Here is a 20,368-nt window from a genome sequence, read left to right as displayed (position 1 = left end):
TCGCGGTGAAGATTAAGGTCGTATGACGGAAGTCATCGAACAGCCCGTTGTAGAGCAGCGAGCCGGGGAACGCATCCTCGGCGCGCTGCTCTACGCGGTTTTTGGCGTCATCGTCGGCACGGTGACGACGTTCCTCCACCGGGGGCGTGTCGAGCTCTTCGACACCACGCTCTGGGTGGGCATCGTGCTCGGCCTCGTGTGCATCCTGTGCCTCGGAATCGGCCTGCGCCTGTACCTCGTCGACCGGTGGATGACCACTGGGTTCGCGGTCGGGGTGGTGGTGGCCGTCGGTGGGCTCGGGCTCTGGAATCCCGGCTCGAGCGTCGTGGTCGTGGGCGACGCGTTCGGGCTTGCCTGGCTGGCCCTGGCCTCGCTGGTCGCTGCTGCCTGTGCCTTCTGGCCCGAGTTGCCGAGCCGGCGCGTGCGGACAGTACGCGCTCGCGACGAGTACGATGGAAGATCGCACTCGAACGAGGAGGAGTCACCCCAGTGACCTACGTCATCGCCCTTCCCTGTGTCGACGTGAAAGACCGGGCCTGCATCGATGAGTGCCCCGTCGACTGCATCTACGAGGGCGATCGGATGCTCTACATCCATCCTGACGAATGTGTCGACTGCGGTGCCTGCGAACCCGTCTGCCCCGTCGAGGCCATCTACTACGAAGATGATCTGCCCGACGAGTGGAGCGAGTACTACACCGCCAACGTCGACTTCTTCAGCGAGATCGGCTCCCCGGGCGGGGCCGCCAAGGTGGGCGTCATCCACCACGACCACCCGCTGATCGCCGCGCTCGACCCGCAGGGGGAAGGCGCGTGACGCTCGGCGAGCTCCCCGACTACCCGTGGGACCAGCTCACCCCTTACGTCGAGCGCGCGAAGGCGCATCCAGCCGGAGCGGTCGACCTCTCCATCGGTTCGCCCGTCGACCCGACTCCCGAGATCGTGCGCACGGCGCTTCGGGAGCACGCGGACGCGCACTCGTACCCGACGACGATCGGAACCAACGAAGCCAGAGACGCCGTCGTCGCGTGGTTCGCCAGGAGCCGCGGCGTCACCGGCCTCGAGCGCGCGAACACCATGCTCACTGTCGGTTCCAAGGAGTTCGTCGCGACGGCCGCATTCTTCTTGCGCTTGGGTGTCGGTGACACGGTTGTCTACCCATCCCGGGCCTACCCGACTTATGAGATCGGCGCCGTCTTCGCCGGCGCAACCGGGTTCGCGAGCGACGACCCCGCTGCCTGGCCCGAATCGACGAAGCTCATCTGGCTCAACAGTCCCGGCAACCCAGATGGGCGAGTCCTCGGAGTCGAGGAGCTCAGGGCTGCAGTCGACCGCGCTCGCGAGCTCGGGGCAGTCATCATCAACGACGAGTGCTACGCGGAACTCGGTTGGGGCGATTGGGCGGGGGAGCGCATCCCGAGCATCCTCGACGAGCGGGTCAACGGCGGCGACTTCACGAACATCCTCGCGTGCTCGTCGCTCTCGAAGCGATCGAACCTTGCGGGGTACCGCGCGGCCTACATCGCTGGCGACTCGGCCCTCATCTCTCGCCTCCTGGTGGCACGCAAGCACGCGGGGCTCATGGTCCCTGCGCCAGTGCAGGCGGCCATCGCAGCGGCTCTCGGAGACGATCACCATGCCGTCGAGCAGTACAACCGCTACCAGCGACGACGAGATGCGCTGCTGCCGGCGCTGGAGGCCTGGGGGCTGCGCATCGAGCACAGCGAAGCTGGCCTCTATCTCTGGGGCACCAAGGGCGACGACTCGTGGACCACGATCGGTGAACTGGCCGACCTTGGCATCATCGGCGGCCCAGGCGTCTTCTACGGTGAGGCCGGTGGGCGGAACGTTCGCGTCTCGCTGACAGCCACGGATGACCAGGTGGACGAGGCTGCCCGGCGCCTCTACGCGGCCAGTCATGACCATTCCGCGAAAGCTCAGTAGATAACGAACAGCGCATCGCGGGTTTCATTGTGGATTCGCATAGTCACCTTGTCGACCGATTAGGCTATGAGGAAACTGCGCGTTCTGCGTGCTCGCCGGGGAGCATCCCCCACCCGCTCGAGGAGGATCTGTGACTGAACAGCACAAGCAGGCTGAGGCCCACCAGCACGAGGCGTTCTCGGCCACCTTCAGGATCGGCGACAGGACAGCTGAGTTCCCCGTCCTGCGTGCCACGGAAGGTGCTGACGCGGTCGATATCTCGACCTTCATGAAGCAGACCGGGTACACAACGCTCGACCAGGGCTTCGTCAACACGTCGTCGACCAAGTCGGCCATCACCTACATCGATGGTGCCAACGGCATCCTGCGCTACCGCGGCTATCCGATCGAGGAACTCGCCTCCAAGTCGAGCTTCCTGGAGGTCGCGTACCTGCTTCTCTACGGTCAGCTCCCCACCGAGTCCGAGTACGAGAACTTCACGGATCGCATCCGCCACCACACGCTCCTGCACGAAGACCTCAAGCGCTTCTTCACGGCACTGCCGCCGCACGCGCACCCGATGTCCGTGCTCTCCAGCGCGGTCAACGCGCTCTCGACCTACTACGAGGACTCGCTCGACGTCCACAACCCCGAGATGGTCGAGCAGTCCACCATCCGCCTCCTCGCGAAGATCCCGGTCATCGCCGCCTATGCGCACAAGAAGAGCATCGGCCAGGCGTTCCTGTACCCGGACAACTCGCTCGACTTCGTCGACAACTTCCTCAAGCTCAACTTCGGGAATCTCGCGGAGCCGTACGAGGTCAACCCCGTGCTCTCGAAGGCGCTCGAGCGCCTCCTCATCCTGCACGCCGACCACGAGCAGAACGCGTCGACCTCGACCGTGCGCCTGGTCGGCTCGACCGAGGCGAACATGTACTCGTCGATCTCGGCTGGCATCAGCGCCCTCAACGGCCCGCTCCACGGTGGCGCCAACGAGGCCGTCCTGAAGATGCTTGCGCAGATCCAGGAATCCGGCGAGGGCGTCGACCGCTTCGTCGAGCGCGTGAAGAACAAAGAAGACGGGGTGCGCCTCATGGGGTTCGGCCACCGCGTCTACAAGAGCTACGACCCTCGCGCGAAGCTCGTCAAGGAGTCCGCCGACGAGGTGCTCGCCGCCCTCGGCGTCAACGACCCGCTCCTGGAGCTCGCCACGCAGCTCGAGCAGGTCGCACTCAACGACGACTACTTCAAAGAGCGAAGCCTCTACCCGAACGTCGACTTTTACACGGGCCTCATCTACAAGGCCATGGGGTTCCCGACGCGCATGTTCACGGTCCTCTTCGCCATCGGCCGGCTGCCAGGCTGGCTCGCGCACTGGCGCGAGGCAAACGCCGACGCCAAGACGAAGATCGGTCGCCCGCAGCAGCTGTACACGGGCGAGCCAGAACGCCACTACCCGGAGAACCGCGGCTTCCAGCTCCTCTGAGCTCAGCCCGCCGGAGAACAAGAGTGCCGCCGGAGCATGGAAACCCCTGAGAGGGCTTCCGCTCCGGCGGCTCTCGCCTTACGCTGAACGAACAAGACACTCCCCGCTCGAGCCGCACGACAGGTGGCCAGCGGGGAGTGTTGTTCTGTCTCCGGGGAGCGGAGCAGCTGCTACGCGTGCAAGGCGTCGTTGAGCTGGATGCCCGAACCCGTGCGCGCGATGGCCTCGACGGCACCGTTGAGCGAGTTCCGTCGGAAGAGCAGGTTCGGCACGCCGGAGAGCTCCGCAGCCTTCACCGAACGTGGCTCGCCGATCTGGCCGTCAGGGTCGCTCTGGCCGACGAGAGAGACCTTCGTGCCAGCGGTGACGTACAGGCCGGCCTCGACGATCGAGTCATCACCGAGGGAGATTCCGATACCGGAGTTCGCTCCGAGCAGGGCGCGCTCGCCGATTCGGATGCGCTGCACGCCGCCGCCCGAGAGCGTGCCCATGATGGATGCGCCGCCGCCGATGTCGCTGCCCTCTCCGACGATGACCCCCTGAGAGACGCGACCTTCGACCATGGAACGGCCGAGCGTGCCGGCGTTGAAGTTGACGAAGCCCTCGTGCATGACGACGGTGCCGGGAGCGAGGTGCGCGCCCAGGCGCACGCGGCCGCCGTCGGCGATGCGGACATCCGCCGGCATCACGTAGTCGAGGAGTCGCGGGAACTTGTCGATCGCGTAGACCTGGATACCCTCGCGCTGGAGGGTCGCACGCGAGCTGGCGGCCAGCTCCGGTCGCATGGGGCCGACGTTGGTCCACGCGTTTGTCGGCAGGTGGCCGAAGATGCCATCGAGGTTGATGCTGTTCGGCTCGACCACAAGGTGGCTGAGCAGGTGCAGGCGGAGGTAGGCGTCAACCACGCTCCCCACTGGCTCGTCGAGCTGCACGGTCACCGTGACCGGGCTGACCTGCACCTGGCGGCGTTCGTCGTCGTAGGCGAGAGCTGCGAAGCTGGCGGGCGAGATGTGCGGGTCGCGGCCCTCCGGCAATGGGCCGAGTGCTGGCGTCGGGAACCAGGCGTCGAGCACCTGTCCGTCGTTCGTGATCGTGGCGAGGCCGTCGCCCCACGCTGTCCGCGGGTCGTTGGATGTGGGTGCATCGTTGGTCATGCGCTCCAGGCTACCCAGCGATGGGCCCGCGCGGGCACCGCTTGGCGGTCGATCGGAGGACTTAGGCTTGAACGCATGTCTTCTTTCGCGAGTGCCGACACCATCGACCTGACGCGACCCTCGACCGAACTCACCAGGATGCTCTGTGACATTCCTTCGGTGTCGGGTGACGAGGCGAGGATCGCCGACGCGATCGAGGCGGCACTGGCACCGTTTGCGCATCTCCAAGTGCTTCGCCTCGGCAACACGATCGTCGCGCGCACCTCCCTAGGGCGTGCGCAGCGGGTCGCGATAGCTGGTCACATCGACACCGTGCCGATCAACGAGAACCTCCCGACGCGGATCGAGGTGCTCTCTCAGGAGCAGGCCGACGCTGACGTGCCAGGCACGCCGCCTGGCGAGTACCTCTGGGGCCGCGGGACGGTCGACATGAAGGCCGGGGTCGCGGTTCAGCTCAGGCTCGCCGCAGAGCTCACCGAGCCCGCCGTCGATCTGACCTGGATCTGGTACGACAACGAGGAAGTCGCCTCCGATCTGAATGGGCTCGGGAGGCTCGCCGACGCGAGGCCGGACCTTCTCACCGCCGACTTCGCCATCCTCGGCGAACCCACCAAGGGCGAAGTCGAGGGCGGCTGCAACGGTACTATCCGCGTCGACATCCGCACGCGGGGCAAGCGCGCGCATTCCGCTCGAGCCTGGGTGGGGGAGAACGCGATCCACAAGGCTGCGCCGATCCTCGCCAGGCTCGCGGAGTTCACTCCCGCGACGGTGCCCGTCGAGGGGCTCGATTACCGCGAGGGGCTCAACGCAGTGCGAATCTCGGGCGGGGTGGCCGGCAACGTCATTCCGGACGAGTGCGTGGTGCACGTCAACTACCGTTTCGCGCCGGATAAGTCGCTCGACGAGGCTGAGGCGAAGCTTCGCGAGTGGTTCGGCGACTTCGAGCTCGACTTCGTCGACCGTTCCCCTGCCGCGAGACCCGGGTTGGACGCCCCCCTTGCCCAGGGCTTCCTGGAGGCCGTCGGGGCAGAGGCGAAGCCCAAGTACGGGTGGACGGACGTCGCGCGCTTCTCTGCGCTTGGGATTCCGGCGGTCAACTACGGCCCGGGCGACCCCCTCAAGGCCCACGCAGACGACGAGCGAGTGCTGCTCACAGAGATCACGCGCGTCGAGGAGGGGCTCCGCACGTGGCTGACCTCACGCTAGCGCGAACCGGACGCGACGAGTTCACCGTCGCCGCCGATACGAGGCCGACCTACTTCTCCTACTACTGGAGTCGTCTGCCCGCCCTGGCCCAGGTGGCCATCATCTTCTTCGCCTCCCGAGTCGTCACGACGATCTTCCTGCTCGCGTTCGCGTCGCAGCAGCAGGAGACGTGGCAGTCGCCGGCGAAGCCGGACCTGTGGACCTTCTCGAACCTGTGGGACTCCGCCTGGTACGAGCGCATCGCGACGGGCCCGTACGGCTATTCCAGTGAGCTGCCGAGAAACGACGATGGTCAGGTCACCGAGAATGCCTGGGCGTTCATGCCCGTGTATCCCATGCTCGTGCGTGCGCTCATGGTCGTGACGACGCTGCCCTGGGAGGTGGCCTCGGTACTCGTGGCGACGGCCTTCGGGTTCGCCGCGGCCTGGGTCTTCAACCGCACGCTCGCGCTGGTCGTGGACAAGAGCACGACGTCGTTCGCGACGCTGCTCTTCTGCATCGGGCCGACAAGTCCGCTCCTGCAGCTCGGTTACGCCGAGAGCGCGCAAAACTTCTTCGTCGCCCTCCTGCTGTACCTGCTCATCAAGCGGCAGTGGTTGGTCATGCTTCCCGTCATCGTGGTCGCCTCCTTCACGCGCCCCACAGGGTTGGCGTGGGCCATGACGCTTGGCCTCTATTTCCTCGCCCGCTGGTGGATGCACGTGAAGGGCCGCGAGGACTTTCCGCGGCCGGAGGTCGTCAAGGTCATGATCGCCGGCCTGCTCTCGGCGCTGGCCGGCTTCGGCTGGCTGCTCATCGCGTGGGCGGTGACGGGAGTGCCCTCCGCGTACATCGATACCGAGCTGGCGTGGCGCATCCACTACACGGGCCCCATCGAGCTCGTGCCCTTCACCGGCTGGTTCCACGGCTCGACGTTCTGGTTCGGGCAACCGATCGGCGCGGTCATCGTCGTGCTCTTCGTCGTCGTCGTGCTTGGCGTCATCGCGCTTCCGGTCATGCGGAGGCTCGGCATCGAGATCCGGATCTGGCTGCTCAGCTACTTCACGTACCTCTTCGCGGTGTTCTTCCCTCAGTCGAGCACGTTCCGCCTCCTCATGCCGATGTTCCCAGTTCTCGGGGCGATCGCGATTCCGAAATCGCCGCTCTATCGGGTTGGCGTTGTGGTGCTCATGCTCGTTGGCCAGCTGCTCTGGCTGTACTTCTGCTGGTACACGGTCGAGGGGGACTGGACACCCGCCTAGCCCGGTCCAAAACGTGGCCGTTCCGTGTCCGGAGCGTGACAGTTGCGGCCATTGAAACCCCAGGTCGACCCCTACATTGAGTGCAGGTAAACGCACCGGCGCGTGAGCGTCGTCAAGACAAGGGGAAATCGAATGGAACTACTCGGGGTGGGGCGGATCGCCGCTATCGCGGCGGTCGGCGTGCTAGCTCTTTCAGGGTGCCAGGCAACGCAGGGGGAGGCCACGCCGGCGGCCACATCGTCAGCAACCGCGGCAGCCTCGACGACTGCAGACGCCACGGAGACCGCGACGGTACAGCCCGGGGGGACAGAGCAGCCGGCTGCGAACTGGGCTGTCGCTTCGATCGACTCAGCGGATCAGTGCGTTCAGTTCACCGATGCCATGAACGGGGACCTGCTGGCCCCCGAGCTCGTGACGTTCCAGTCCATCTTCTTCGGGGCGCCGGGGGACGAGCTCGTCCAGCTCGGGGACGCAAGCGACAATGTCTGCAGTTGGACGCCGACGAAGTCCGCCGAGCAGAAATGGCGTGCCACGACGCTGCACATTGCGACCATTCCCGCGAGCGAGGACTTCGACGCGGCCTCGACGTTCGACGAGTTCGAGAGCTCGGCCGAGGGGCAGAGCCTCGGTAGCTCGGCGTACGTGACGGAGTCGCTCGGGGCTGGCACCGTCTACACGCTCGACGACGTCGTGCACGGAGAGGGAGTCAATGCGGATATCTGCCACTACGTCGAGGACAAGACCGTCGTGACGATCACGCGTGAGACCGACGGGGAGTGCGTGGCAGCGCTCGAACAAGTCCTCGCCATCGCGAAGGGCTGACCCGGGGCCCGAACCGCAGAGAGCGATCGCCGCATCCCTTCTCGGATGCGGCGATCGCCGTCTGCTGAGGTGCCGGTCGTGTCAGGCGCGCGCAGCGTCGAGGCGTTCGCCGACGTTCTTCCAGTTCACGATGTTCCAGAACGCCTTAATGTAGTCGGCTCGCACGTTCTGGTAGTCGAGGTAGTACGCGTGCTCCCACACGTCGAGCTGCAGCAGCGGCGTGACCCCGAACGGGATGTTGCCCTGCTGGTCGAACAGCTGGAACGTGGTGAGGTTGCCGCCGGTCTGCTCGTAGCCGAGTACCGCCCAGCCGGAACCCTGGACGCCGAGAGCCACGGCCGTGAACTGCGCCTGGAACTTGTCAAGGCCGCCGAACTGCTCGTCGATGGCGTCCTTGATGCCGCCCTCTGGCTCCCCGCCATCAGGCGAGAGGTTCGTCCAGAACACGCTGTGGTTGACATGTCCGCCGAGATTGAAGGCAAGGTCCTTCTCGAGCTTGTTGATGTTCGCCAGGTTGCCGCTGTCACGCGCTTCGGCGATCTGCTCGAGCGCCGTGTTCGCGCCCTTGACGTAGGTCGCATGGTGCTTGTCGTGGTGCAGCTCCATGATTCGGGCTGAGATGTGGGGCTCGAGTGCCGCGTAGTCGTATGGAAGGTCGGGAAGCGTGAATTCAGCCACGGGAGGTCCTTTCGATCATCTGGCTAGAGCAGAAGGCACCCTCGGTGCCAACAGAAATCGACGCTACACCTCGGTTCTGGCCGTTCCCCGCGTCGTTTGGAAGCAAATCGGTGTGTTTTAGATTCGCGATTTTTCACATTCCGGAGGGCCGATTGCACACTCCGTCCACGAATTTGGGATACTAGGGAGACACTGCACAAATCTTGGAGGCGCAATTATGGCCGCGATGAAACCGCGTACTGGTGACGGACCTATGGAAGCCATCCGCGAAACACGGCTGATCATCGTCCGTGTACCCCTCGAGGGTGGCGGGCGCCTCGTGGTGTCCGTCAACGACGACGAGGCCCGCGAGCTTCGCGATGCGCTGAGCGCAGTCGTCGGCGAATAGCCGTTTCGCACGAAAGGAAGGGCGTCGACCACTCGGTCGACGCCCTTCCTCTATGCCGGGTTGCAGTGACTAGCGCAGCTTCGTGAGCTGGAGGATGCCGCCGTCAAGGGGCAGCAATGACAGCCGGAGGTCGTCTTGCAGGTCGAACTCGGAGTAGAGCGCACGCAGCCCGCTGGTGAGAGCGTCGCGCCGGGCAGGGGATGCCACCTTGCCGCCGTTGAGGGCACCGAGGGCGACAATGGTCCCGCCTGGGCGGATCAGGCGGAGCCCGTGCTGGAGGTGGGCGCCGATGTGGGCGACGTCGCCACCGATCACGACGAGGTCGTAGCCGCCTTCGGTCATGCGGGGCAGCACGTCCTGCGGGTGGCCCGTGATGAAGCGCAGGCTCGCGCCGCGCGCACCCGCCGAGATCAGGAGGCGTCGGGCGTGGCCGAGGTACTCGGGCTCGGCATCGATGCACGTGATCGTGGAGTTGGGCGCGCCGCGCCAGACTGAGTGGGTCAGCACACCTGCGCCAGTCCCGATCTCGATGATCGTGGATGCGCCTGTCGCGGCGGCGAGGAACGTCAGGTGGGCGGCGGTCGCCGCAGACGGCAGCGGAAGGCCGAGCTCGAGAGTCAACTGACGAGCATCCCGGACGAGTGCATCGTCCACGATTCGCTCGTTGATGTAACGCGAGCTGAGCTCCAGTTCAGACATTCTTCAAGACTAGCGTCGGCTTGGGCCGCGGGACCCGAATGCCGAGTCTCGGCTGGCGAGTCTCGAGTGCCGCGCCCGCGCATCCCAGAGCCTATGATGGGACGGTGTTTGGGCTGACGTTTGAGAAGTTGCTGTTGATCGGCATTATCGCGGCCTTCATCATCGGTCCCGACAAGCTCCCGAAAGCTGCCGAGCGTCTCGCTGATGCGGTCAAGTGGCTTCGTGGAGCATCCACGAACGCCAAGTCGCGCATGAAAGAGGAGATGGGCGACGACTTCGCGGACGTCGACTGGCGCAAGCTCGACCCCCGTCAGTACGACCCGCGTCGCATCATCCGTGACGCGCTGCTGTCTGAGGATGAGCCCGTGGCACCGGAGCCAGCTCCCGTGAACGCCGCTTCCGGTACGGCAGCCGCAAGCGTAGGCGCGGTTGCGGCTGGCGGAGCCGCCGCGGTCGGTGGAGCATCTCGACCGAGCTGGGCGTCAAGCGCGGTGCCCGTGCCTTCCGTTGTCGGCCCCGTGCCGTTCGACGGCGAAGCGACCTGATCCCGCGCGTCTCCTCCGCCCGAGCTCGGGCCCTCGGCTCGAAGCGCGCCGCCGTCAGACGAGTGACACGGGAAGCCTGCGCCCGCTGAGCCCGCGCGGCTGCGCCAAGAGCGCGTCCGCCGCCTGCTGCAACGCTCGACCAGCCGGGCTGCTCGGCGCCTTTCGCAGGAGCGGCGTGCCTGCGTCTCCCGACTCGCGGAGCGGCTGGCTCACAGGCACTTCGGCAAGCAGTTCCACCGGCGCGCCCTCCTCGCTGAGCCGAGCCGCGACGGCCCTGCCACCGCCCTCGCCGAAGAGCGCGACAACCTCGCCGTCGGAGGACGCGAACGGCGACATCGTCTCGATGACGCCGACAACTCGCTGGCCGGTCTTCCTCGCCAGCGCGCCCGAGCGCCAGGCCACCTCCGCAGCCGCCGCCTGAGGGGTCGTGACAACAACAACCTCCGCCCCCGGCAGGAGCTGTCCAAGTGAGATCGCGATGTCGCCAGTCCCAGGCGGAAGATCGAGCAGCAGGACGTCGAGGTCGCCGAAGTACACGTCGGTGAGGAACTGCTCGATCGTGCGGTGCAGCATCGGGCCGCGCCAGGCGACCACCTGCGAGTCGTCGCCCAGGAACATCCCGATCGAGATGAGCTTCACCCCGTGGGCTTCAGGCGGCACGATCATGTCGCCGATCCGGGTCGGGGAGACGTCGTCGCCCAGACCGAACAGACCGGGGATCGAGTAGCCATGCACGTCGGCGTCGATGAGGCCAACGCTGAGGCCGCTGCGGGCGAAGGCCGCTGCGAGGTTCGCCGTCACCGTCGACTTGCCGACACCACCTTTGCCGCTCGTCACCGCGATGACACGCGTCAGCGAGTCCCGGCCGAACGGATGCACACGACCGGCTCTCGAGCCGCGGAGTCGCTCGGTGAGCGCCGTGCGCTGCTCGCGCGTCATGACGCCGACCTCGAGGTCATACGGCGCGCCGTCGAGCGCGGACTCGACGGCTGACCGCACGTCCCGCTCGATCTGGCGCGCGGCCGGGCAGCCGACGATCGTGAGCCTGAGCTCGACCTCGACGGAGCCGTCAGCGCGTTCGTCGACGCGCTCGATCATGCCCAGCTCCGTCAAGGGTCGACGCAGCTCGGGGTCGATGACCCCGGCGAGCGCACTCCAGACGTTCTCGGCGAGCGTCACGGTGCTCACACCTGCTCTTCTGCCGACTTGGCCGCGCGCTTCCTGTCTCGGATTGCCTCCGCACGGCGCCGAGCGGAGTCGCTCACGCGCTGCTCCTGGCGCGAGATGGTCTCGGAACCCTCCTCGTCAGGGTCGTCGAGGTCCTCGATGTCCTCGAGGAGCGCACGCAGCTCAGCGCGGATGAAGTCCTTGGAAGCCAGGTCCTTGGTGAGGACGCGCAGCGCGACGATCTCTCGCGCGAGGTACTCGAGGTCGGCTGAGTTCCGCTCAGCACGCTGGCGATCCTGCGCGATCTGAACGCGGTCGCGGTCATCCTGTCTGTTCTGCGCGAGCAGCAGCATGGGGGCGGCGTAGGAAGCCTGCAGCGACAGCATGAGTGTCAGGGCGATGAATCCGAGGTCGGCGGAGTCGAAGCGCAGCTCGATGGGGGCCATTGAGTTCCACACGACCCAGAAGACGACGAACAGCGAGAGGCCGACGAGGAACGCGGGCGTTCCCATGGCGCGCGCAAACGCCTCCATGCCACGCCCGAACGCATCGCTCCGCTCGTGGTCGCGGTTCTCGGAATCGTCCCCGCGGGAGTCCCGCCTGGGCTTGGGGCGGGGTCGACTAAGGTGGAGGCCCTTGACCTTGGGGCGCTCGAGATCGTCTTCACGACGTGCCATGAGTCCTCCGGGCGGCTGGGGAGTTCGCGGGGGCCGTGACGGCGCGCTTGGTGCCGACACGCTGCGAGACGCGACTCGGCACGACCTCGCCTTCGGCGTCGACCTGGCGCCAGTCCTCTGGCAGGAGGTGGTCGAGGACATCGTCGATCGTCACGACGCCGACAAGGCGGTGGGCGTCGTCGATGACGGGAAGGGCCACGAGGTCGTAGCTCGCGAGGACGCGGGCTACCTCGGCGTCGCGCATCGTGGTGGGCGCCGGCTCCATCTCACGGTCCAGGATGGTGTCGAGACGCTCGTGCGGCGGGTACCTGAGCAGCCTCTGGAAATGAACAAGCCCCAGGTAGCGCCCCGTCGGCGGCTCGTAGGGCGAGAGCGTCACGAAGACACTCGTGGCGAGGGCCGCAGGCAGGTCCTTCCGACGGATGAGGACAAGGGCTTCTGCGACGGTCGCGTCGCCCGGCAAGATGACCGGATCCGTGGTCATGAGACCGCCGGCCGTGTCCGGGGCGAACTCGAGGAGCATGCGCACCTCTTCGGCCTCCTCCGGATCCATGCGCTGCAGGAGGGCCTCGCTCTTGACCGCGTCGAGCTTGGCAACGAGGTCGGCAGCGTCGTCAGGCTGCATCTGGTCGAGCACGTCGGCGGCGTGCTCCTCGTCGAGCCACTCGATGATCGTGACCTGGTCGGACTCTCGCATCTCCTCGAGGACGTCCGCGAGACGCTCATCCGGCAACATGCTCACGACCTCTTTGAGGCGCGCGTCTGGCAGGTCGAGGAGCGCCGTGGCGAAGTCGCTCGGCTTCATCTCCGAGTGGGCGGTCAGGAACTGCGTTGCTGCCTGCTGCTCGCCGATCGTGAGTTCGGGAGTGACCTCGCCCCAGGTCGCGAAGCGCGTCGGCCCCGTGCCGAAGAGCTGCTTGCTCTTGCGGGGAAGCCTGACGAAGAGCTGGCCGACGCTCCAGTTCCCCTGGGCATCCTCTTCGATCTGTACGTCCTCGATCGTGCCGGAGGCTGTCCCGTCGTTGAACGTGACGGATCGGTCCGCGAGATCCGCGAGGACCCGCACCTCCTGACCATGCTGCACAAAAGGGCGCGAGTCGATCTCGCCGCTCACGACGATCTGCCCCGAGCCGATCGACTCGACCTGGCGGATCGGGATGAAGATGAGGCGCTTGCTCTTGGTCTCGACCACGAGGCCCTTGACTCTGGGGGAGTGTGCTGCGCGGTACTCGACGATGACATCACGGACCTTGCCGATACGGTCGCCGTCTTCGTCGAAGACGGGGCACGCGGACAGGCGCGCGGTAAAGACCTTGGAGACGCTCACGGGCCAATGGTAGTCGCCGCTGACTGCTCGCCAGCCAACAGCGAACATGTGACTCGCCCGACGCCTTTCCGCGCGTTGGGCTGAGAGAATGGCCGTATGACAACCCCAGGCACGACGACACGTGGCGCCCGCAGCCGGTTCCCCAAAGTTCCAGAGGGCGACGTGATCGCGAGCCTCGACAGTTACGAAGCAGCACGCGCGGTCGTGGATGGTCTCGCCAAGCAGGACTTCCCCGTCTCCACGGTCTCCATCCTGGGCAGCCACCTGCGAACAGTCGAGCGTGTCACGGGACGCATGTCATTCGGCAAGGCCGCGCTCGGCGCGGTCGGGACCGGCGTCATGCTCGGTCTCTTCGTCGGTCTCCTCGTGCTCATCGTGACGCCCGGCGTCGGCTTCGAGACGCTCATCGCGATCCTCCCCGTGGCTATCGGGTTCTCGGTGATCTGGAGCGTCATCGGGTACGCGCTGAACCCGCAGCGCAGGCAGTTCACCTCCGTCATGCAGGTCGTCGCCACCCACTTCGACGTTGTCGTACCGCGCGAGCACGCCGCCAAGGCCCGCGGTCTGCTCGGCCCGCAGGCTCCGGCCGCAGCCCCCGCGACTCAGCAGCCGGTCCCTAGCGCCGCGCCTCCCGCGCAGCAGCCGACGGCGTCCGGCGCAGGGGCGGCCGTGGCGAGTGCGGTGCCTGGAGGGTCCGCGGCTCCTGAGGCGCAGGAGCCCGCGGCACCCCGCCGGACCTACGCCGAAGCGCAGGCCGAGATGCGTCGACTCGAGCGCGAGAAGCGAGCCAAGGAAGCCGCGGACGACCGCGCGGGGTCGAGCACCAGCTGACGCCCCCGCGCCTTCGCGCCCGAGCCGTGCTCCCTAGCTGGCGTTGAGGCGAGCGAACCAGGACTCGACGTCGGCGACCGTCCGCGGAATGCCGAGCGAGAGATTCTCGGCCCCGTCCGCGGTGACGAGGATGTCGTCCTCGATGCGAACTCCGATGCCCCTGAGGTGCTCGGGGACCGTCAGGTCGTCTGGCTGCAGGTACAGGCCAGGCTCGATCGTGAAGATCATGCCGGCCTCGAGGACGCCGTCGAGGTAGAGCTCACGTCGAGCCTTCGCGCAGTCGTGCACATCGATGCCGAGGTGATGGCTCGTGCCGTGCACCATGTAGCGGCGGTAGTGCTGCTCAGCCGGGTCAGCCTCACCGAGTCCCAGCGGCATGCCGAGCTCCTGCGTGCGCTTGGCGATGACCTCCATTGCGGTGTCGTGGATCGTGCGGAACGTGATGCCGGGGCGCACGATAGCAAGCGCCGCGTCGGCGGCCTCGAGCACGATCTCGTACACGAGACGCTGCTCCTCGGTGAACCTCCCGGTGACGGGGATCGTGCGGGTGATGTCAGCCGTAAAGAGCGAATCGACCTCGACGCCTGCATCAACGAGGATCAGCTCGCCGGGGTTCACCGCCCCCGAGTTCTTCGTCCAGTGCAGGATGCACGCGTGGCTACCTGAGGCCGCGATCGTGTCGTAGCCGACGTCGTTGCCCTCGAGGCGGGCCCTCGCCTGGAACACGCCCTCGACGATGCGCTCGCCTCTCGCATGCTCGGAGGCCCGCGCGAGTGAGGCGACGATGTCGTCGAAGCCCGCCGCCGTTGCGGCGACGGCCTCGCGCATCTGCCCGATCTCGTAGGCATCCTTCACGAGCCTGAGCTCGCTCAGGTCCTGCGCGAGCAACGCGTCGTCGGCGAGGAGCGCATCGAACTCGGCGTTCGGGAGCGACATCGTGCGCCGAGCCTCGTCGACACGCTCCGTGAGGCCTGCATCGGCCTCTCTCAGCAGAAGCGTACGTGCGTCCGTGACCAGACCGAGCTCGGAGAACTCGGCGAGGTCACGCGCTGCGACGTCGAGATCGGCCGCCGTCTGCGCGAGCGAGGGACGCGGCCCGATCCAGAACTCGCCGATCTCGGAGTTCGCGTAGAACTCGTCACTGTCGCGGCCAGCACGTTCACGGAAGTACACGGTGGCCTCATGCCCGTCGTCGATGGGGTCGAGGACAAGGACGGCGCCCGGCTCCGCGTCGGACCCCCACCCCGTCAGCTGCGAGAAGGCCGAGTGCGCGCGGAACCTGTAGTCGGTGTCGTTCGAGCGCTGCTTGAGGCCCCCGGCCGGGATGACGAGGCGCGCGCCGCGGTGGCGTGCCGAGATCGCCTCGCGGTGCGCCGAAGCAGTGGGGACCGAGACTCTGGCCGGAGGAAGCGGCTCCTCGCGATCCGCCCAGCCCCGCATGATCTGCGCACGGAACGCGTCGGTCTTCGGCGTCGTGCTGCGGTTCTCGTTCGCTGGCGCCTCGCCGGGCCGCTGGCCGTCTGCGGTCGTGTCGGCAGTCTCGTTCTGGGGCCCGGAGGCGGAGTCGGTGGCGGACAGGGTACTGGCACGGTCGGAGGTAGTCACCCCGCCATTCTCGCGCGGAAAACTGGACGAGGCGGTCAGCCTGCCCTGACCGTCACGCCAGATAGCCTCAGCTCGCCGGAGACGGAGTGAGCTGCGCGAATACCGGTCGGTGGTCGCTGCCAGCAGAGTCGCGGGACAGGAGCACCTCGAAGCCCGTGACGCTCCACTCGGGTGTCGCCATGACGCGGTCGATGTTGGCGCCGAGCAGCGGGGGGACGCCAGCCGTCCACGTGCCGACCGCCCCGTTTCCCGAAGCGAGCGCGGCGTCCGCGCACGACCCGAGTTGGCTGTCGTCGTCCGCACCGAGCCCAGAGAGGTGATCAAGCGTCGAGTTGAAATCGCCCGCCATGATCGTGTTGCTCGAGCACTGGGCCGCAAGCCACTCCAAGTCGGTGTTCCACGAGCTCATGTTGCCCGGCGTGGGGGAGACGGGGTGGGCCGCGATGATCGTCGGACCGTCGCCGTCTACCGGAACTGCGATGACCGTCGGCAGCGTGCTCGTGTCGCCTCTGTCGGTGACGACTTCGTAGTCGCCGAGGTCAGGTGAGATGAGCAGAGTCGTCGAGGTCGCCTTGTAGTCCTCGTCGATGGTGTGCGTGTGCACCCACATGGGGGAGCCGGCTTCGGACATCTGGGCGGCGATCTCCACTCCGAGCTCCTCAGTCGTCTCAGGAAGCACCACGACATCCGCGCCGACCTCGATTGCGAGTTCCGCGATGGAAGGCGAGCCAGGGGCATCGCCTCGTGTGTTCCAGCTCAGGATGTTAATGCTCTCCGGCGAGTCTGCCACCGCCACTGGGGAGCCGAGCCCCCGGTCGACGAGCAGGGCGGCCGTCGCAGCGACGAAGACCGCGATGACCAGCGTCGTCATCCCGAGGACGGCCCTTGCCTTGCGAGAGGCAAGGACCGGGATGAGGAGCAGCAGCATGATCGCCGTCGCGCCAATCGCTACCGGGAGCCGGAACGAGATGGCCTGCGCGACAAGCGGTGCTCGCTGCAGGTCGAGCAGCTGCGGCCAGCCGAGGACGATCGCCGCGGCGAGCGCGACGAGCCCAAGCAAGATCCCCGCTATTCGGTAACCGGCAATGGCGGATCGTCTGGGTGGTGGAGAAGTACGCGGCATGACGGCCTCAGCGTAGCCCCCGGGATCTCGAGACTCTGGGAGGCGCATGGCGTTGAGCTCTCCGCGCCCTGTGCTTTGATCGGAGCATGACCTCCTTCGACAAGCCAGGCATCGACCTCCACACTCATTCCGTGGTCTCTGATGGCACCGAATCGCCGGGCGAGGTCGTTCGACAGGCAGCGAAGGCAGGCCTCGACGTGATCGCCCTCACCGACCACGACACGACCGCTGGCTGGGCCGAGGCAAGCGTCGCGGCAAGACAGACCGGGGTGACGCTCATCCCCGGAATCGAGTTCTCCTCGCAGCTGAACCACGCGAGCGTGCATGTGCTTGGCTACCTCATCGATCCCGCCAACGAGGTCATGCTTGCGGAGATGCAGCAGGTGCGCGCTTCGCGAGTCTCTCGCGCCGAGCGCATGGTGCGAATGATCGGAGCCGACCACGACCTCGACTGGGACGACGTGCTCTCGGTCACGGAGCCTGGGGCGACTGTCGGCCGCCCGCACATCGCAGACGCGCTCGTCGCGAAAGGTATCGCAGAGAGTCGGGTGGCCGCGTTCGAGACGATCCTCCACTGGCGCGGTGGGTACTACGTCGCGCACTACGCGCCGAGCCCGTTCGACGCCGTCAGGCTGATCCGCCGGGCGGGTGGCGTCCCGGTGCTCGCGCATCCCGGGTCGCGCGGAAAACGTGGGATGGCACAGGATGTCGTCGAGCAGCTCGTGCAGGCCGGGCTCGCCGGGCTCGAAGTCGGGCACAGGGAGAACGATGCCGAGAGCCGCGCGCTCCTCTTCGAGATCGCAGCTGAGCACAACCTGATCGTCACGGGATCAAGCGACTACCACGGGGCGGGCAAGCCCAATCGTCTCGGCGAGAACACGACAGCACCCGAACAGCTGCAGCGCATCCTGGACCAGGCGTCCGGCAGCGAACCCGTGTTCGCTGGACCGAACGTGCTCTAGCGAGACCATTGTGCGGCGGCGCGCACGTCTCGCGTATTCCGCCCGTCCTTCCAGCGAGACGCAGAACGGCGCCGAGCGGATGCTCGGCGCCGTTCTGCTGTGCTCTTGCGATTACTCGCTTGGCTGCGACTCCTGGCTTGGCTGCGAATCCTGGCGCGGGGCGCCTGACTCGCTCGCCGAACCGCCGCGACGGCGGCGGCGACGGCGAGCTGGACGCTCGGCCCCCGACTCACCGGCTGGCTGCTCCGCAGGAGCCGCCTCGGTCACGGATGTCGTCGCGTCAGGTGCTGTCGCTGCGTCGTCGCCGCGACGACGCGAGCGTGAGCGTGCCGGGCGCTCAGACGAGCCGCTGCGCTCGCCTCGGTCGCTGGAAGTGTGCCGGCTGCCGGACGACTGCACCTCGCGCTTCGGGGCCGCAATGCGTCCCTTCGTGCCCTCTGGGATGCGCATGTCGGCGTAGAAGTGCGGAGAAGACGAGTAGGTCTCCACCGGTTCCTCGGCGCCGAGCTCTAGCGCCTTCGAGATGAGGGCCCACTTGTGCAGGTCATCCCAGTCGATGAAGGTCACGGCGATGCCCGTGTTGCCGGCGCGGCCGGTGCGGCCGACGCGGTGGAGGTAGGCCTTCTCGTCCTCCGGGATCGTGTGGTTGATGACGTGCGACACGTCGTCGACATCGATGCCTCGTGCAGCGACGTCCGTCGCGATGAGCACGTCCTTCTTGCCAGCCTTGAACGCGGCCATCGCGCGCTCGCGCTGCTCCTGGTTGAGGTCGCCGTGAACGGCGGCAGCCTTGAAGCCACGATCGGTGAGCTCTTCCATGAGCTTCGCTGCGGCACGCTTGGTGCGCGTGAAGATCACGGTCTTGCCGCGACCTTCCGCCTGCAGGATGCGCGCGATCATCTCGTCTTTGTCGAGCGGGTGTGCTCGGTAGATGACGTGCTCGATGTTCGCCTGCGTGATGCCCTCGTCTGGGTCGGTCGCGCGGATGTGGATCGGCTTCGTCATGAAGCGGCGTGCGAGGGCCACGATCGGGCCGGGCATCGTCGCGGAGAAGAGCATGGTGTGGCGCGTCGCGGGCGTCTGGGCGAAGAGACGTTCGATGTCGGAGAGGAAGCCGAGGTCGAGCATCTTGTCGGCTTCGTCGAGCACCATCTCGCGCACGTTGGAGAGGTTGAGCATGCGCTGCTGCGCGAGGTCGAGGAGGCGGCCAGGCGTGCCAACAACGATCTGAGCGCCTGCCTTGAGCTGTTCGATCTGGCCCTCGTAGGCCTTGCCGCCGTAGATCGGCACGACGGTCGTCTTGCGGCCAGAAACAGCGATCTCGAGGTCTTCGTAGACCTGGACAGCAAGTTCGCGCGTCGGCACGACGACAAGCGCCTGCACGCCGTGGGCGGGGTCTAGGCCGAGTCGCTGAATGAGCGGGAGCCCGAAGCCGAAGGTCTTGCCAGTGCCCGTCTTGGCCTGGCCGATAATGTCCTGCCCGCTCAGCGCGAGAGGAATCGTCTGCTCCTGGATGGGGAACGGCTCGGTGATGCCGTGTCCCTCGAGGGCCGAGACGATGTCGGCATCGATGGAAAGGTCGGAGAACTTCACGAGTGAAACGCCCTGTCTGCAGTTGTGGGATGCGCCCGGGAAGTCGAAGGGCGCCGAACGGCCGCGGTCGCGGCATCGCCATAGTCTAGCGAATAGGTCCATTCCGGTCTTCTTCGGCTCTCATCTCGCCGAGATGGTGGGCGCGCAGACCGCCGAGAGCCTGCGACGAGGGCACCTCGACTGGCACGTAGGATGAGCGTGTGAAGCCAGTATTCGGAAGGCGCGGCGGAGACCGATCTCAGGATGACGCAGCCCCGGCATCCGCGCCGAAGCCAGCGACATCGCTAGGAGACCTGCTGGTTCCCGTCGACGTGCTTGTCGCGCGCGCCGCCTACCTCGAGCTGCTCCTCTTCCAGGAGCTGTCGGCCATCGTCAACGAAGCGCCGGCGCTTGCCAACAAACAGCACATCGGTGCGGCTGCGAATGCTGCGCTTGAGCGGCACAGGGCCCTGCTCGGAGGTGCGGAAGCCGCGGCGGAAGAAGCGGCGATCGCTCGTATCGGCGAGGCGGCCGAGCACTTCTCCGGGTACCCGGAACGGGTGCTCGGGCACGACTGGGCCCAGCGGCTCCTGAGCTGCCACCTCTCGTCAGGATTCTTTCGAGACTTCTTCGGCGAGGTCGCCGAGCACGGTGGGCCTAGCTACCGCGAGGCGCTGGCACCCGTCTTCATCACCGACGAGGAACGCGACCAGCTGCTGCCCGTCATCGAGGCGGCGATCCACTACGAAGACGGCCTCGGCGACCGCCTGGCAATGTGGGGCCGGCGTATCGTCGGCGACACGGTGCTCGCGATCCGGCTGGCCCTCGACGTTCCACTCGGATCGAGCGGAGACGCTCTCGTCCCCGACGGTGAGGCGCAGCTCGAAAAGCTCGCGTCGGTGCTCTACGCACGCCACTCGCGCCGGATGAACACGCTGGGGCTCGCCGCCTAGCAGCTTCAAG

General features: G+C 66.8%; 21 protein-coding genes. 12 read left to right on the top strand and 9 right to left on the bottom strand.

Features of this window, described 5'->3' with window-relative positions; translation table 11 throughout:
- Window positions 1–22: 22 nt before the first annotated feature.
- The 4 genes from FHX72_RS05875 (at window position 23) to FHX72_RS05860 (ending at window position 3,408) form a co-directional block, all read left to right on the top strand.
- Window positions 23–493 carry a hypothetical protein gene (locus FHX72_RS05875; protein WP_068494570.1) on the top strand — a complete coding sequence of 157 codons (471 nt, stop codon included), beginning with the start codon at window positions 23–25 and terminating at the stop codon, window positions 491–493.
- Entirely contained in the window at window positions 490–816 is a 327-nt protein-coding gene (fdxA, locus tag FHX72_RS05870; protein WP_061710753.1) for a ferredoxin, read from the top strand. Before FHX72_RS05875 ends, fdxA begins: the two co-directional genes overlap by 4 nt.
- Window positions 813–1,943, top strand: coding sequence for a succinyldiaminopimelate transaminase (gene dapC / locus FHX72_RS05865; RefSeq protein WP_183623590.1), 1,131 nt, complete (start codon window positions 813–815; stop codon window positions 1,941–1,943). Before fdxA ends, dapC begins: the two co-directional genes overlap by 4 nt.
- A gap of 130 nt (window positions 1,944–2,073) precedes the next feature.
- A complete protein-coding gene (locus FHX72_RS05860; RefSeq protein WP_082775373.1) occupies window positions 2,074–3,408 on the top strand; it encodes a citrate synthase in 1,335 nt (444 codons plus the stop codon).
- Window positions 3,409–3,578: 170 nt separating this feature from the next.
- Here the strand turns inward: FHX72_RS05860 and dapD are convergent, their stop codons facing one another.
- Window positions 3,579–4,562 carry a 2,3,4,5-tetrahydropyridine-2,6-dicarboxylate N-succinyltransferase gene (dapD, locus tag FHX72_RS05855; protein ID WP_068480828.1) on the bottom strand — a complete coding sequence of 328 codons (984 nt, stop codon included), beginning with the start codon at window positions 4,560–4,562 and terminating at the stop codon, window positions 3,579–3,581.
- A 75-nt stretch (window positions 4,563–4,637) separates the two neighbouring features.
- On the opposite strand from dapD, the gene dapE reads away from it, so the two are divergent.
- The 3 genes from dapE to FHX72_RS05840 all read left to right on the top strand — a co-directional run bounded on the left by dapE (window position 4,638) and on the right by FHX72_RS05840 (window position 7,831).
- Entirely contained in the window at window positions 4,638–5,768 is a 1,131-nt protein-coding gene (dapE, locus tag FHX72_RS05850; protein WP_183623588.1) for a succinyl-diaminopimelate desuccinylase, read from the top strand.
- Complete coding sequence (locus FHX72_RS05845) at window positions 5,750–7,009, top strand: hypothetical protein (RefSeq protein ID WP_068494565.1); 1,260 nt, start codon at window positions 5,750–5,752, stop codon at window positions 7,007–7,009. The genes dapE and FHX72_RS05845 overlap by 19 nt, the downstream gene beginning before the upstream one ends.
- Window positions 7,010–7,390: 381 nt before the next feature.
- Window positions 7,391–7,831, top strand: a complete 441-nt coding sequence (locus FHX72_RS05840) for a hypothetical protein (protein ID WP_156475748.1) — start codon at window positions 7,391–7,393, stop codon at window positions 7,829–7,831.
- 81 nt (window positions 7,832–7,912) lie between these two features.
- Here FHX72_RS05840 and FHX72_RS05835 read toward each other — a convergent pair whose 3' ends face one another.
- Window positions 7,913–8,509 carry a superoxide dismutase gene (locus FHX72_RS05835; RefSeq protein WP_068494563.1) on the bottom strand — a complete coding sequence of 199 codons (597 nt, stop codon included), beginning with the start codon at window positions 8,507–8,509 and terminating at the stop codon, window positions 7,913–7,915.
- A gap of 217 nt (window positions 8,510–8,726) precedes the next feature.
- On the opposite strand from FHX72_RS05835, the gene FHX72_RS05830 reads away from it, so the two are divergent.
- Window positions 8,727–8,897, top strand: coding sequence for a DUF3117 domain-containing protein (locus FHX72_RS05830; RefSeq protein ID WP_082775374.1), 171 nt, complete (start codon window positions 8,727–8,729; stop codon window positions 8,895–8,897).
- A 69-nt stretch (window positions 8,898–8,966) separates the two neighbouring features.
- Here FHX72_RS05830 and FHX72_RS05825 read toward each other — a convergent pair whose 3' ends face one another.
- Window positions 8,967–9,596 (bottom strand): O-methyltransferase, encoded by a 630-nt coding sequence (locus FHX72_RS05825; RefSeq protein ID WP_068480843.1) that lies wholly within the window; start codon window positions 9,594–9,596, stop codon window positions 8,967–8,969.
- A gap of 104 nt (window positions 9,597–9,700) precedes the next feature.
- Here FHX72_RS05825 and FHX72_RS05820 point away from each other — a divergent pair, with 104 nt between their 5' ends.
- Window positions 9,701–10,141: a twin-arginine translocase TatA/TatE family subunit gene (locus tag FHX72_RS05820; protein ID WP_068480846.1), complete on the top strand. Its 441-nt coding sequence runs from the start codon at window positions 9,701–9,703 to the stop codon at window positions 10,139–10,141.
- A 54-nt stretch (window positions 10,142–10,195) separates the two neighbouring features.
- On the opposite strand, the gene FHX72_RS05815 is transcribed toward FHX72_RS05820, so the two are convergent.
- From FHX72_RS05815 to FHX72_RS05805, 3 genes are read right to left on the bottom strand one after another with little or no spacing between them, the layout of a single operon-like run.
- Window positions 10,196–11,329 (bottom strand): Mrp/NBP35 family ATP-binding protein, encoded by a 1,134-nt coding sequence (locus FHX72_RS05815; protein WP_068480849.1) that lies wholly within the window; start codon window positions 11,327–11,329, stop codon window positions 10,196–10,198.
- A complete protein-coding gene (locus FHX72_RS05810) occupies window positions 11,326–11,985 on the bottom strand; it encodes a DUF1003 domain-containing protein (protein ID WP_082775375.1) in 660 nt (219 codons plus the stop codon). Before FHX72_RS05810 ends, FHX72_RS05815 begins: the two co-directional genes overlap by 4 nt.
- Complete coding sequence (locus FHX72_RS05805; protein ID WP_068480963.1) at window positions 11,972–13,312, bottom strand: magnesium transporter MgtE N-terminal domain-containing protein; 1,341 nt, start codon at window positions 13,310–13,312, stop codon at window positions 11,972–11,974. Before FHX72_RS05805 ends, FHX72_RS05810 begins: the two co-directional genes overlap by 14 nt.
- 96 nt (window positions 13,313–13,408) lie before the next feature.
- Here FHX72_RS05805 and FHX72_RS05800 point away from each other — a divergent pair, with 96 nt between their 5' ends.
- On the top strand, window positions 13,409–14,143 hold the full coding sequence (locus FHX72_RS05800; RefSeq protein WP_068480852.1) for a YflT domain-containing protein: 735 nt from the start codon (window positions 13,409–13,411) through the stop codon (window positions 14,141–14,143).
- A gap of 33 nt (window positions 14,144–14,176) precedes the next feature.
- On the opposite strand, the gene FHX72_RS05795 is transcribed toward FHX72_RS05800, so the two are convergent.
- On the bottom strand, window positions 14,177–15,748 hold the full coding sequence (locus FHX72_RS05795; RefSeq protein WP_338110052.1) for an aminopeptidase P family protein: 1,572 nt from the start codon (window positions 15,746–15,748) through the stop codon (window positions 14,177–14,179).
- A 67-nt stretch (window positions 15,749–15,815) separates the two neighbouring features.
- Entirely contained in the window at window positions 15,816–16,871 is a 1,056-nt protein-coding gene (locus FHX72_RS05790; RefSeq protein ID WP_156475749.1) for an endonuclease/exonuclease/phosphatase family protein, read from the bottom strand.
- Window positions 16,872–16,957: 86 nt separating this feature from the next.
- Here FHX72_RS05790 and FHX72_RS05785 point away from each other — a divergent pair, with 86 nt between their 5' ends.
- A complete protein-coding gene (locus FHX72_RS05785; protein WP_183623586.1) occupies window positions 16,958–17,833 on the top strand; it encodes a PHP domain-containing protein in 876 nt (291 codons plus the stop codon).
- 111 nt (window positions 17,834–17,944) lie between these two features.
- Here the strand turns inward: FHX72_RS05785 and FHX72_RS05780 are convergent, their stop codons facing one another.
- The gene (locus tag FHX72_RS05780; RefSeq protein ID WP_183623584.1) at window positions 17,945–19,426 is read right to left on the bottom strand and encodes a DEAD/DEAH box helicase; all 1,482 of its coding nucleotides are present in this window, start codon (window positions 19,424–19,426) and stop codon (window positions 17,945–17,947) included.
- Between the two features lie 200 nt (window positions 19,427–19,626).
- Between FHX72_RS05780 and FHX72_RS05775 the strand changes: the two genes are divergently transcribed.
- On the top strand, window positions 19,627–20,358 hold the full coding sequence (locus FHX72_RS05775) for a ferritin-like fold-containing protein (protein ID WP_183623582.1): 732 nt from the start codon (window positions 19,627–19,629) through the stop codon (window positions 20,356–20,358).
- Window positions 20,359–20,368: the final 10 nt, after the last annotated feature.

The organism is Pseudoclavibacter helvolus, assembly GCF_014191305.1.
In the GTDB taxonomy this organism is placed as follows: Bacteria; Actinomycetota; Actinomycetes; order Actinomycetales; family Microbacteriaceae; genus Pseudoclavibacter; species Pseudoclavibacter helvolus.
The sequence above is the reverse complement of the archived record's forward strand: the minus strand, read 5'-3'. Positions and strand labels throughout refer to the sequence as shown.

Excerpts from the sequence above, each read along its gene's own strand:
- FHX72_RS05875 (WP_068494570.1), top strand. The coding sequence starts at position 23 with ATGACGGAAGTCATCGAACAGCCCGTTGTAGAGCAGCGAGCCGGGGAA.
- dapD (WP_068480828.1), bottom strand. The coding sequence starts at position 4,562 with ATGACCAACGATGCACCCACATCCAACGACCCGCGGACAGCGTGGGGC.
- dapE (WP_183623588.1), top strand. The coding sequence starts at position 4,638 with ATGTCTTCTTTCGCGAGTGCCGACACCATCGACCTGACGCGACCCTCG.
- FHX72_RS05840 (WP_156475748.1), top strand. The coding sequence starts at position 7,391 with ATGAACGGGGACCTGCTGGCCCCCGAGCTCGTGACGTTCCAGTCCATC.
- FHX72_RS05830 (WP_082775374.1), top strand. The coding sequence starts at position 8,727 with ATGGCCGCGATGAAACCGCGTACTGGTGACGGACCTATGGAAGCCATC.
- FHX72_RS05825 (WP_068480843.1), bottom strand. The coding sequence starts at position 9,596 with ATGTCTGAACTGGAGCTCAGCTCGCGTTACATCAACGAGCGAATCGTG.
- FHX72_RS05810 (WP_082775375.1), bottom strand. The coding sequence starts at position 11,985 with ATGGCACGTCGTGAAGACGATCTCGAGCGCCCCAAGGTCAAGGGCCTC.
- FHX72_RS05800 (WP_068480852.1), top strand. The coding sequence starts at position 13,409 with ATGACAACCCCAGGCACGACGACACGTGGCGCCCGCAGCCGGTTCCCC.
- FHX72_RS05790 (WP_156475749.1), bottom strand. The coding sequence starts at position 16,871 with ATGCCGCGTACTTCTCCACCACCCAGACGATCCGCCATTGCCGGTTAC.
- FHX72_RS05785 (WP_183623586.1), top strand. The coding sequence starts at position 16,958 with ATGACCTCCTTCGACAAGCCAGGCATCGACCTCCACACTCATTCCGTG.